This is a genomic window from Orbaceae bacterium lpD02 (genome assembly GCA_036251875.1).
Lineage (GTDB): Bacteria > Pseudomonadota > Gammaproteobacteria > Enterobacterales > Orbaceae > Orbus > Orbus sturtevantii.
This window is the reverse complement of record CP133960.1, coordinates 226,003-238,295: the sequence shown is the minus strand read 5'-3', so window position 1 is coordinate 238,295 and position 12,293 is coordinate 226,003. Positions and strand designations below refer to the sequence as shown.

Below are 12,293 nucleotides of genomic sequence, written 5' to 3'. Positions count from 1 at the left end.
TGGCTGTTGGTAGCATGACTGCTTGAAAGTTGGATTAAATTTCACGTGTCAATTTTATTTAGATATGAAAATCTGCAATTAAGCGATTTATGAACGGCGTATATTGCTTATTCATTAGTTACTCTACTACATTATGTTTCAGTTTTATCACATGCAGTTAGCGCAAATATAAAAATAACTCGATAACTATGTGGTTGAGAAGTTTCCTTTTAGAATTAAAACGATTCGAACCGATAATGGGCATGAATTTCAATCAAAATTTAATTGGCATATTCATGATTTAGGTATGGACATTCCAATGTTTATATAAAACCTGGAACACCTCGATTAAATGGTAAGGTAGAGCGCTCTCATCTAACTGATAAACAAGAATTCTATCAATTAATTGAATACACTGATGATGTCGATTTGCATCAAAAATTAGCTGAATGGGAAGCTTTTTATAATTTTCACCGACCCCATTCAGCTCATTCTGGACAAACACCTTATGAAATGTTAAAACAGAAGTTAAATTTTCAAACTAACAATGTCAGCCTAGGTTCTGAGTGACACATATTAATACTTACATTGTTCAGTAATGAACGTATTATCATTGCCTTGAATTTTTGCTATTAAGAGGTTCCGTTTACATTCCCATTCGCTTGGCTCGTACATCTTATTCCAGGCATTCATTAATTGTTCGTTCTGTCTAGACAAGTTTAGCTTGTATTTATCTGACATATAAAGGTATGTTCTTGCGATTGTGCCACGTATTTCATCACGTGGTTGAAATTGTCGAGCTTTAAAAGCTACAGCAGATTTGCACTGACCGTATTGTGTAAAATTCTTAGTAAATAACGAATAGTTATAATTAGAGCGGTCGCCGTTAACCTCACCAATAGCAGGTTGTAAGTTATGCATATCACCTTCCATTAAATTGAATGTAGCATCTTTTTTGCAGTTCTTACGCCCACCCTTTTGCCAACATTGTAACTGTCGCCCGAAGTTTTCAGCCGGCATTACATGTTCCCACTCTATACGTTCTGCCCTGTTTTGATTCTTACGAACTTGATAGCCACAGCTAGCTAAATCAACAGCACCTTTCTTACCTATAAATTTAAAATCACAGTCACAATAGAACTCTTTCTGTTCTGGATTATTTGTGTAAATTTTAACTAATTGTGTTTTAGCTTGATTGAAGTTTTGAGCTAGTACGCCAGGTATAAAAGATAATAAAAAGGCGAGAATAATAAATTGTTTCACTGTATTGCATCCCGAACTATAATAGTATTTACTCAACTAATTTTTAGAAATTTGTACATAGATGCAAACACTAGCACTCCCTCAAAATTTTTTTAATTGATAAGTTATAGTTATTCTAGGAAAATTTTGGAAAAAAATGAAAGCGATTGCCAATCATCATTGTATATATTAAGGTTTATACAAAATGTCATATTATAGACTGACTTTGGTATCCAATTGTCAACATTAAAATAAAAAATTCAAATAAAAATGTCGTTTTTAATTTTTATATATAAAAAACAAATTAAAAACATATTATCACGTTCCTAGCAAAAACTCTATCACGTAATTTACGTCGACAATAAGACCCTTAAACATAACTAATTAGCCATGCCTTAAAAATTACTAATAGCACTAAAAAGCCTGATTACTAAGCTAGATTCTAATAATAAATTTTTTATTATTTTATTGATGTTGAATAATATTAAAATCAAAGCACCTTGATACAAGGTCTTAAATTTGGAGTGAAAATAAATAGCGTTGACCATTTATTTATATTAAATTAGTTTTCTATAAAAATTAGAATAAAGTAGATTGGTAATGGATATCGCAGAAATAATTATTAAATCAGGCTCTTTGGCTGCAGCAATAGGAGGATCTTTAACTTTATTGACAAACTCATTTACATTTTTTGATGCTTACCTTCCGTCATCAAGAAAGCTAAGTAAATTTGTAAAATATAAAAAAGAGTATTCAGCGCTTTATCCCGAATTCATTAATGAATGGTTAACTAACCAAATAAGATATTTATCATTAATGAAACTCACAAAAATAAGAAAAAAAGTAAACCAGCTAGTCTATTTTAGAATTGTTAAAGGACTTAGCAATAAAGATATGCCTCGAAATTTATTATGCAAAATAATAACATATTCTTGTATTCATAACGATGGAACGATTGAACCAGATAAGAGGCAATTAAAAGATTTCAATTTGCGAACTAGTAAAAAATGGCTCTCTTGGTGGTTAATAGGGTTTATTACATATTTAATTGCATCAATATTTTTATCATTAAATTTTTATTTTAACTTTTTTGAGATACGTAGCAGTTCATCTATGACGTCTTTTTGGATTGCTATATTAATTTGGAATATAGTATTTTACGGAATTCTATTTTTTTCCAAAATACCATTGATTAGAAAAGAATTTGATGATGCTGTAGGGGCAATTAATGATTGGAATAAAGATATAATAGAACAACTAGAAAAAAACAATATTAAAGAATAGATAAAATCAAATTTACTAACCGCTGATGTAGCGGTTTTTTATTACCTAAAAATCACCCGTAAGCCCCTTTACAGCTAGTTTTATGAATTATTATGTTAGTCCTCAACTCCGCCAGTGAATAAAGTAGTGGGCTTTTTTAATGCCTGCTGAGTAATAGCCGCATGTGCATTATGCAGCTTTATTATTTATCAAATAATGGTTATCGCAACTAATTGAGGTGATTTATAAATACACTATTGATTTTTACAAAGTATAGCGAGTGCACGATTATGTATCGACAAAAAGTATAAATGATGATCTTGATAGTTTGCAAACTGATTATATTAAAATATAAATTAGATTTTGACACACGGTAATCCTCCCATTTTTAATGGAAGCTAGGGGTAGAATTTTGCAATTGTATTAATTTAAGTTTTTGTATAGGTGTAATTCCACCAATTCCCATATTAGGTCTTTCATGATTATATGTCCACAACCAGCGGGTCGCTTTATCTTGTAATTCAGTAATATCACGGTAAATGTAATGACTTAGCCAATCATAGCGAACAGTCCGATTAAAACGTTCAATATAGGCATTTTGCTGTGGATTACCTGGTTGGATAAAGCATAATGTTATTTTGTTCTTTTTAGCCCAACTCGCTAATTGATAACTGATATATTCAGGCCCATTATCACAGCGAATCGATTTCGGCTTTCCTCTCCATTCGATAATTTGATTTAACGACCTAATGACACGCGCTGCTGGTAACGAAAAATCAACATCAATTGTTAAGCCTTCTCGGTTAAAATCATCAATGACATTAAACAGGCGACAACACCTGCCATCAGCTAACTGGTCATGCATAAAATCCATTGACCAACATTCGTTCATATTTTTAGGTGTCGATAAGGGCTCCGGCTTTTCTCTTTTTAAACGCTTACGAGGTTTGATGCGTAAGTTAAGCGATAATTCACAGTAAATGCGATAAACCCGTTTATGATTCCAAGTATGACCTTTCACATTGCGTAAATATAAAAAACACAAACCAAATCCCCAATTTCGTTGTCGCTCTGTTAATTCAATTAAATGCTCAGCAATGATTTGGTTTTCGGTTATTAATATAGGTTCATAACGATAACAGGTTTCACTAACACAAAATGTTCGACAGGCTTGTGAAACCGCCATTCTATTTTGTTTGACGACCTCTTTAGCTAACATTTTTCGCTCAGAAGCCTTTACCACTTTTTTGCCATTGCCTCCTGTATCACTTCTGCTTTAAGACGTTCTTCTGCATACATTTTTTTGAGCCGACGATTTTCATCTTCTAGCGCTTTCATTCTAGCCATTAACGATGCATCCATGCCACCGTATTTCGCTCGCCATTTATAGAATGTTGAAGTAGCCATTCCATGCTCTCGGCATAATTCGGGTACGAGAACACCATTTTCGGCTTGTTTTAATATATTGAGTATTTGATTGTCTGTGAAAGTCATTTTTTTCATATTTTTCTCCGAATATTATAGTAAGAGAAAATTCTACTTTTGACTTCTATTATTTTTAGGGGGGATTACCACACTATTTAACACTGTTTTTATGGGACAGAAATTATCACAATGAAGCAAGGCATCTATTATGACCTTTATTAGGTTTTATCTTTAGGTTTAGCTGACTCGATCGACTTGATTGTCAACATCTTTGTCTCGGTATTTTACGGTATTTTCAATGACGGTACTAAATATACCGTAAATAATACCGAGAAAATACGGGCTGTGTTAATCGTTTTAGATCGTGAAATAGAGTTAAAGAATTATTTAAAATGTTTTATTATCAAGGGTTTTATCGTTATCAATCGTAACTACGAGGGGTCGAAATATTGACCCCAGCAGGAATCGAACCTGCAACTAGCCCTTAGGAGGGGCTTGTTATATCCATTTAACTATGAGGTCGTAGGCGCACTATTCTAAAGTATTTAAAAAATTTTACCAGCAATACTTGTATCGAGAGAATACAGCTATATTGAGTACATTTTACTCTTTTATAATAAAAATTTTCGGTAAGCTTAAAACCAATGCTATAATAGCGCTAAAATATTTCTAACTCAGAGAATATAAAATATATCATGAATATAAGTAAAAAAATAATCTGTATAATCTTCTCTATTGCTACTCTTAGTGGCTGTGCAACCTATAATGCCGAAACTGATACGTACAGTGATCCGCTATCTGGTTTTAACCGTAAGATGTTTGATTTTAACTATTATGTACTTGACCCATACATACTTAGGCCGGTGGCTGTTGCTTGGAAAGATTATATCCCTTCTCCCATTCGTAGCGGTATTAGTGGTGTGTCATCTAATCTTAGTGAACCTGCATCTACAGTCAATAGCTTATTGGAAGGTAATATTCATCAAGCTGGTGTTCATCTAGCAAGATTCATGTTAAACACTATTTTTGGTTTTGGTGGATTAATTGACGTAGCAAGTATGGCAGATCCTCAGTTACAAAAAGGGAATCAACAAAAATTTGGTTCAGTACTAGGTCACTATGGCGTACCTTATGGTCCTTATGCTGTTTTACCATTTTATGGTTCTGTAACTTTACGTGAGGACGGTGGAGAAATGGTTGATTATCTTTATCCTCCACTACACTGGTTAACCTTTGAATGGAATGTTGCTCGCTGGGCTTTTGATGGTATTGAAGCAAGAGCGGTTGCTATTGATTATGAGGAATTATTAAATAATAGTGATGATCCTTATAACTTTATGCGCAATGCTTATTTTCAACGTAATGACTTTTTAGCATCAGGGGGTAAAGTCGACGAAAAACGGCAACAGCAACGAGAAGCCGCTATTAGTGATTACTTAGACGATATTGATGCTCAATAATTAACTGTATAAATCGTAAATACGGTAAACTTGCCGTATTTACGATTATAATAGTTTCAAAAATAACTCTCTACTCTTGAATGGTTTAACACCAACATAAGGTTTTAGAGCAATTCGCGTAAATCGTTTGGCCGCTTTTAAACACTCTAGATCATCAAAATTTTTATCAGCAAAAGCGCGTAATTGTCGACCATTGTAGCTACTGCTATTTTGCATCATACTACTCATAAACCCCTGCTCTGGCTGATATTGATAATACATATCGTCAATAATTTCATCCCCTGTTGCAAAACAGTGATTAAAGTCGATATGATAGCCAAGATATTCAAGCAAAATAAGTTCAAATTTGCGTAATACTTTTTCAGGTTCGATACCTTTTGCAAGCTGTTGTAAGCTATCTAAGTAGGCGAGGAACAATGGTGTAGAATCAGATTCAGAGACAATCACCCGATGCACTAACTCATTAAGATAAAAACCACTATATAATGCGTAATGAAACAGAGGTAAAGAGAGGGAAATTGCCTCAACTTGTCGTAATGTTTTAACTTCACCGTTGCCGCTATATTGGACAATAAGAGGGGTAAATGGTTGTAAAATACCCTTTAAAGCTGAACCTTTGCGCCTTGCTCCTTTAGCCATCACCGTTATACGACCGCTTGATTCGACAAATAAATCGACTAATAAGCTACTTTCACTATAAGGTCTATTATGTAAAACAAATGCTCTTTGCCACTCTTTCATATTAATTTATTAATTACGGATCCTATTATTAACTACCACCAAACCAGATAATTTTAAAAATAGATAAAACACTCAATTTTTTCACTGAATTTAATTAGAAATTACGCTATAATGTCGCTTATTAATATGAAAATTTGAAGTAAAATATCATGGCGCTATTTTCCACCATTCTAATCTTAATTTTACTTGTTTCTATATCAGGGATCGTTGTTAGACTTTTTCCGATGCAGATCCCTTTACCATTAATGCAAATTCTATTGGGATGTATTTTAGCAGCTTTTCATGTTTATGAAGAACAATTTGATCCACAATTATTTTTATTACTTTTTATTCCGCCACTTTTATTTGACGACGGAAGGAAAACCGCTATTAAGGATTTTGTCCATAACGTACGAGAAATCGTCGGTCTTGCTTTAGTGCTGGTTATTATAACAATTGTTGCTCTAGGGTATATTCTGCACTGGTTGCTACCTAATATGTCATTACCTGCAGCGATGGCACTTGCCGCGGTGTTATCACCAACCGATGCCGTCGCTTTAGGGGGGATTGTTGGTAAAGGCCGTATCGAAAAAAGTAAAATGGAAATTATTGAAGGTGAAGCGTTAATGAATGATGCTTCTGGCCTGGTAAGTTTAAAGTTTGCGGTTGCAATTGCAATAGGTGCAATGGAATTTGACATATTGCATGTCTCGGTGGCATTTTTTGTTTCTGCGCTTGGCGGGCTGGCTGTTGGGGCGCTGGTTACTTGGGTTTATATTGTCGTCTTACGTAAAATAAATAAATTAACCAATAATGATTCTGCTATTCAAATAGTTTTATTATTCTTACTTCCGTTTGCGGTATATCTTTTTGCTGAACATTTTTTACATGCCTCGGGGATCTTAGCCGCAGTTAGTGCGGGTATGACCGTAAAACAATCAGGTATTATGCGAAATGCACCACTCGCGACACGCTTACAATCAGAAAGCACTTGGTCGATGCTAACTTTCGTATTTAACGGTGTAATATTTACCTTACTAGGGCTACAACTACCTAGCATTATCACAGAGACTTATGTTGCGAACCAAACAGATACTTCTATTGAGTTATGGCAGTTAATTTGTGTAGTATTCTTTGTCTTTACGGTGTTAATGGGCACGCGTTTTATCTGGCTATGGATAATGAAACATTTACCACCGGCACCTTTTGGCACAAAGCGATCATTAGCCTTCAAAGGCTATACAACTCGAGATTTATTAATCTCAACATTTGCAGGCGTTCGAGGAGCAATCACATTAGCGGGTGTATTATCAATTCCCATTTCATCTCGAATTCCTGAACGTTATGAATTAGTATTTATTGCCGCTGGCGTTATATTAATATCGTTAGTCGTTGCTTCAGTTATTTTACCTATTTTATTGCGTGGTAAAGTTATTTTAGATAACAGCCAAATTGATAATGAGCTACTTTATGCAAAAGGTTATATGGCTGAAGAAGCTATTGCTGGTTTAGAAAAAATGCAAAATAGCTTATTACTTGACAGCTCAGATGGAATTGATAATGAAATTGTTAATGAAGTCGGGTCAAGAGTTATCGGTTCATTAAGGCGCAGAACGGGTTTAAAGGATCTTGAAGCAAAAGCGTTAGAAGCTGAAAATTTAGAAAGACGTATGCGACTTGTTGCTATCGGCTCTGAACGTTCGACGTTATACCAATTAAAAATAAAAAATGAGATCTCAGATGAGACCTTCGACCGATTAAATCTTGACCTTGATTTATATGAAGCAATGATTTCAGAAATATAGTTAACTACTTGCTAAGTTAGGAATTGATATGTTACATAAAGTACATTCGCTATTAGTGGAAAAAACACCGACTGCCTTAAGTAGGCCGCTAAAAATAGTACCTTTTTCGTTAAAACGAAAAATTATTGAGCGGCTGCTACAAACACAATTTGAACGATCTTTAATCGATGGCGATCTCGATTTTTTAGAAAATCGCTGGTTAAAAATAGAAGTACGTGATTTACAGTTGGTATGGTTTATTAGTAACGTTAATAATAAGCTTATTGTTAGCCGATCTGAAATAGCAGATGCCAGCTTTAGCGGTAATACCAATGATCTTGTTCTGATTGCAACTCGCAGGCAAGATCCCGATACACTATTTTTTCAACGTAAACTAATTGTCGAAGGCGATACTGAGTTAGGTTTATGTGTTAAAAACTTAATGGATTCGATCGACTTAGAATCAATGCCAAAATTTGTTAGATTAGGGCTTGAAAATTTAGCTAACTTTATTGAATCAGGTAAAAGAGTGTAATATAAATCGTTAACCCTACAATTAAAAATAAGTTAACCATCAAATATATTCTAATTATAGACAGTGCCATTTATAGATCTATCGCCAATAAAGGCAGAAGTTACTTAATAAAAATAAAACTTCAAAAAAAACAAAGTGAATGATAATATCTGAATCACTATATAAATAGTAAATTAGTGATCTATTTAATCTTTGTTATAACAAAATGGGAATCATGATATGAAAAAATTACTTATTTTAGTGCTTTCTGCTTTTGCTCTTATCGCTTGTGACAATAATCAAGACAGCAAAACAGACCATTCGATTAATACAGAGCAAAGCAGCCAACAGGTAGCCGAAGATGTGAAACAAACTACATCAGATAATTATGATGCATCTAAAGATAAGCTAAATGAAGCTTACGATAATGCCAAAGAACAGGCAACTGATGCTTACAATAACGCTAAGGAAAAAACCGCTGAGGCATTAGATAACGCGCATAAACAAGCTAGCGAAGCTTATGATAATGCTAAAGAAAAAGCGGCTGAAGCCTATAATAATGCTAAAGATAAAAACACGGATTAAGTTAATCGACTAAAATATACTCGTACAACTCAAAAACCACTATAACCATAGTGGTTTTTATCATTGGTAATTCAAATCTACTTCTTAAACCTACTCGTACTAATCTGTGATCTAACTCTAAGAAATTCCCCAAAATATACTATATGATGCTAAGAATAGTTAATATTATCAATTGCATGGGGTTTTAAATGAAAAAAAATTTAGTAATCGTATTATTATTAAGCCTTTTTGTACCTGCAAGTAGTTTGGCAGTAATTCCCTCTGGTGATGATGTCACAACTAAACCACACCTTTATTATTTAACTAATGCGCAAGCAATCGATAGCTTAGCACTATTATTACCACCGCCGGAAGTAGGGAGTATTCTATTTTTAAATGATCAAGCAATGTATGAAAAAGGCAGGCTCTTACGAGATACGGAACGCGGCAAACAAGCAGCTGAGGATGCAAATTTAGCGGCTGGTGGTGTTGCTAATGCTTTTTCTACCGCTTTTGGTTATCCAATAACCGAAAAAGATTCGCCTGAGATCCATAAGCTATTAACTAATATGATTGAAGATGCTGGAGATTTAGCAACGCGTTCAGCCAAACAATACTACATGCGCATTAGACCATTTGCGTTTTATGGTGTCGCTACCTGTAATACAAAAGAGCAAGATAAATTATCAACTAATGGCTCCTATCCTTCAGGTCATACCGCCATTGGTTGGGCATCCGCGTTGGTATTAGCTGAGATTAATCCTAATAGACAAGATCAGATCCTTAAACGAGGTTTTGAGCTCGGTCAAAGTCGAGTAATTTGTGGTTATCATTGGCAAAGTGATATTGATTCAGCAAGGACTGTAGCTTCAGCTGTTGTTGCCACGCTACATTCTAATCAAAAGTTTGAACAACAGTTAAAAAAAGCTAAAACCGAGTTCGCTCAATTAAGCGCGAGTGATAAAAAGAGCCGTTAAGATTTAAGCGTCCCCAATAGCAATAATATCATTGCTATTGGCAACCAAGTATAGCACTGTAAATAACTGCACCAAACAGTAGTCCTAATGAACCAGCAAATCCAACTAAATGGTAGTTAACCGATAAAACACCGCCAATTAATGCCCCCAAAATAAATGATAATATACAAAAGAGCAGCACTTTTTTATTAATATCATCTTTCATATTATTTAAAAATACATGGATACACGATGTTATCATTCCAGTAACATAAGTTGAGTGGGTATTTACCGTTCCCGCTTTATTAAAATAGCCATTTTGTATTCCCATTGAAAAACTGATCATGATAATTGCCAAATTACCAGAATAAAGCGATGAAGCTCCAAAATAGAGAATAAAAACAAGGGCAAATAATAGCAGCTCAGCAAAAAGAATATAAACATGTAATAATGGCAATGAATACCTGATTTTGATTAATGCACCAGAAAATGTTCCAAATAAAAAACCAAAGATGGAAATTAGCGAAATGATTAACATTGCCCAATTTAGCTGCGCAAGAAAAATCATACTTAATACACTGTTGCCGGTAAGATGCCCAGTAAAAACACCAAAAATAACAAAAGATCCCGCATCAACAAAACCACCAATAAAAGCAAGTAAACAGAAAAAAATAAGATGAGTGTCTGGTTGAAAATTATCACTGACTTTCATTATAGGCTTCCTTTTGTGAAAATATTTTTCTGCTTTGCACTTTGCATGGTTTTTACTAAAGTAAAATGTTACAGAGAAATAACGGAACGATTATTGGCTATGATTACAAATAACATAATATTCAGTTTAGTTTATATAAACTATTTGCATTAAAAAACCGCCTACGCGGTTACAGATTGTTGACAAACCTCGATATTATTCGGGGTTTATTTTTCTATTTTAGCCATAAATACGATTTTTAATTGAAATTTTATTAAATCTATTCAAAAGTGACCTAAAATATAGCAATAAAAATAGCTTTAACGCTATTTTCTTTATATTTTGTGCTGTTGCGGCTAACAAACACTGCATTTGAACCTTAGCAAGCCCTCTAAATCTCGCATAACGATGTCCATGATGTTGTTTGGCGTCAGCAAAACTTCGCTCGACGGTCTCTTTTCGTCTCGCATAAACTTTTTTACCCCATTTACTTAGACGAATATCATTCGCTTTTTCTTTATCGGCTTCCCAGATATGGCGAGTGATTATTTTCAAACTATTTTTACTTTGTGTACACTGTGATAATAACGGACACTGCTTGCAAACACATGCTTTAGAATGATAATGACGGTAACCTTCTCGACTTGTTGTTTTATAAATCAGTGATTGCCCATTGGGGCAGGTATAGGTATCGCGTTGACTATCATAAATAAACTGCCGTTTTCGTATGGCATTCGCGCCATGATTCGGCCTGCGATAACCGATTACGGGATATATCTGCTCAGCTAACAATAAATGGCAAATAGGGGCGGTAAAATACCCCGCATCAAGACCCACACCAACAGGCGCAAAGTTAAACCGAGTGACCTGCCGTTTGAGCCGAGCAAGATAAGGTTGAGAATCATGAACATTTCCCGCCGTAACATGCGTATCGGTAATTAGATTATGTTTACCATCAACCGTTCGGTGGTCAAGATAAAAGAACCCTTTAGGTTTGCCTTCCCGATGCATAAAACCGCTTTCTCGGTCGGTGGTGCTGATTTTAACGGCTTTATACCGTGTTTCCGTCCTTGGCGCTAAGGCTTTTTTCCATGTGTAGCCCGCTCTTCCTCAATCGCGTTATTTAACTCATTAATATATTGGCTCGGCTCTATAATACGCTTTTCATTACATGCTTTTCCCTTATTGGCACTGGCTTTAAGATGCGTGCTATCCGAATATAAGATACGGCCGCTAATTAAGCCTTTCGCGATAGCTTGCTCGACAATATTATCAAAAATCTGTTGATAAATGTCACTATCATTAAATCGACGTCGACGATTTTGGCTTAGGGTTGACGCGTCAATCACTTTTTCGGTTAATCCCATCCCCAAAAACCAACGATAAGCTAAGTTAACCTGTATTTCTTGCACCAATCGCCGCTCACTGGGAATGCCGAAAAGATAACCTAATAACATAATTTTGAATAATCTGACGGGATCTTCTGCCGGGCGTCCATTATCCTTACAATAAAGGGACGCCACTGCATCACGAATAAATTCGAAATCAATAATCTTAGCAATTTTACGGACAAGATGGTTTTGAGGAACAAGGGCTTCGAGCGATATTTGTTCTATTTTTTCAGGGGTTGCTGGTGTCGGTTTTCTAAGCATCGGGACATACCTTTGATAGTTACACACCACACTATTAGATCAA

At 34.8% G+C, this 12,293-nt stretch carries 11 protein-coding genes, 1 tRNA gene and 1 pseudogene; 7 read left to right on the top strand and 6 right to left on the bottom strand.

Features of this window, described 5'->3' with window-relative positions:
- Positions 1–184: 184 nt before the first annotated feature.
- Positions 185–549 (top strand): annotated as a pseudogene (locus RHO12_01075) (integrase core domain-containing protein).
- Between the two features lie 6 nt (positions 550–555).
- On the opposite strand, the gene RHO12_01070 reads toward RHO12_01075, so the two are convergent.
- Entirely contained in the window at positions 556–1,242 is a 687-nt protein-coding gene (locus RHO12_01070) for an endonuclease (protein ID WVD66376.1), read from the bottom strand.
- 579 nt (positions 1,243–1,821) lie between these two features.
- On the opposite strand from RHO12_01070, the gene RHO12_01065 reads away from it, so the two are divergent.
- On the top strand, positions 1,822–2,505 hold the full coding sequence (locus RHO12_01065) for a hypothetical protein (GenBank protein ID WVD66375.1): 684 nt from the start codon (positions 1,822–1,824) through the stop codon (positions 2,503–2,505).
- Between the two features lie 367 nt (positions 2,506–2,872).
- On the opposite strand, the gene RHO12_01060 is transcribed toward RHO12_01065, so the two are convergent.
- A protein-coding gene (locus RHO12_01060; protein WVD66374.1) for an IS3 family transposase occupies positions 2,873–3,987 on the bottom strand; the annotation gives its coding sequence in 2 pieces (ribosomal slippage) (positions 2,873–3,735 and positions 3,735–3,987; 1,116 coding nt in all).
- 372 nt (positions 3,988–4,359) lie between these two features.
- Positions 4,360–4,431 (bottom strand) — tRNA-Arg (locus RHO12_01055).
- 173 nt (positions 4,432–4,604) lie between these two features.
- Here RHO12_01055 and RHO12_01050 point away from each other — a divergent pair.
- A complete protein-coding gene (locus RHO12_01050; GenBank protein WVD66373.1) occupies positions 4,605–5,369 on the top strand; it encodes an MlaA family lipoprotein in 765 nt (254 codons plus the stop codon).
- 45 nt (positions 5,370–5,414) lie between these two features.
- Here RHO12_01050 and recO read toward each other — a convergent pair whose 3' ends face one another.
- Positions 5,415–6,110 carry a DNA repair protein RecO gene (gene recO, locus RHO12_01045; protein ID WVD66372.1) on the bottom strand — a complete coding sequence of 232 codons (696 nt, stop codon included), beginning with the start codon at positions 6,108–6,110 and terminating at the stop codon, positions 5,415–5,417.
- Between the two features lie 149 nt (positions 6,111–6,259).
- On the opposite strand from recO, the gene RHO12_01040 reads away from it, so the two are divergent.
- The 4 genes from RHO12_01040 to RHO12_01025 all read left to right on the top strand — a co-directional run bounded on the left by RHO12_01040 (position 6,260) and on the right by RHO12_01025 (position 9,928).
- Positions 6,260–7,894 carry a Na+/H+ antiporter gene (locus RHO12_01040; GenBank protein WVD66371.1) on the top strand — a complete coding sequence of 545 codons (1,635 nt, stop codon included), beginning with the start codon at positions 6,260–6,262 and terminating at the stop codon, positions 7,892–7,894.
- Positions 7,895–7,922: 28 nt separating this feature from the next.
- Positions 7,923–8,408, top strand: coding sequence for an SCP2 domain-containing protein (locus RHO12_01035; GenBank protein ID WVD66370.1), 486 nt, complete (start codon positions 7,923–7,925; stop codon positions 8,406–8,408).
- Between the two features lie 219 nt (positions 8,409–8,627).
- Positions 8,628–8,972 carry a hypothetical protein gene (locus tag RHO12_01030; GenBank protein ID WVD66369.1) on the top strand — a complete coding sequence of 115 codons (345 nt, stop codon included), beginning with the start codon at positions 8,628–8,630 and terminating at the stop codon, positions 8,970–8,972.
- Between the two features lie 188 nt (positions 8,973–9,160).
- On the top strand, positions 9,161–9,928 hold the full coding sequence (locus RHO12_01025; protein ID WVD66368.1) for a phosphatase PAP2 family protein: 768 nt from the start codon (positions 9,161–9,163) through the stop codon (positions 9,926–9,928).
- 34 nt (positions 9,929–9,962) lie between these two features.
- On the opposite strand, the gene RHO12_01020 is transcribed toward RHO12_01025, so the two are convergent.
- Both RHO12_01020 and RHO12_01015 read right to left on the bottom strand, forming a co-directional pair.
- Positions 9,963–10,619 (bottom strand): YoaK family protein, encoded by a 657-nt coding sequence (locus RHO12_01020; protein WVD66367.1) that lies wholly within the window; start codon positions 10,617–10,619, stop codon positions 9,963–9,965.
- A gap of 219 nt (positions 10,620–10,838) precedes the next feature.
- A protein-coding gene (locus tag RHO12_01015) for an IS1182 family transposase (protein WVD66366.1) occupies positions 10,839–12,250 on the bottom strand; the annotation gives its coding sequence in 2 pieces (ribosomal slippage) (positions 10,839–11,677 and positions 11,677–12,250; 1,413 coding nt in all).
- Between the last annotated feature and the right edge of the window lie 43 nt (positions 12,251–12,293).

Bases quoted from the DNA above. Each gene is read 5' to 3' on its own strand.
- RHO12_01030 (WVD66369.1), top strand. From the start codon at position 8,628: ATGAAAAAATTACTTATTTTAGTGCTTTCTGCTTTTGCTCTTATCGCT.
- RHO12_01025 (WVD66368.1), top strand. From the start codon at position 9,161: ATGAAAAAAAATTTAGTAATCGTATTATTATTAAGCCTTTTTGTACCT.
- RHO12_01020 (WVD66367.1), bottom strand. From the start codon at position 10,619: ATGAAAGTCAGTGATAATTTTCAACCAGACACTCATCTTATTTTTTTC.
- RHO12_01035 (WVD66370.1), top strand. From the start codon at position 7,923: ATGTTACATAAAGTACATTCGCTATTAGTGGAAAAAACACCGACTGCC.
- recO (WVD66372.1), bottom strand. From the start codon at position 6,110: ATGAAAGAGTGGCAAAGAGCATTTGTTTTACATAATAGACCTTATAGT.
- RHO12_01040 (WVD66371.1), top strand. From the start codon at position 6,260: ATGGCGCTATTTTCCACCATTCTAATCTTAATTTTACTTGTTTCTATA.
- RHO12_01065 (WVD66375.1), top strand. From the start codon at position 1,822: ATGGATATCGCAGAAATAATTATTAAATCAGGCTCTTTGGCTGCAGCA.
- RHO12_01050 (WVD66373.1), top strand. From the start codon at position 4,605: ATGAATATAAGTAAAAAAATAATCTGTATAATCTTCTCTATTGCTACT.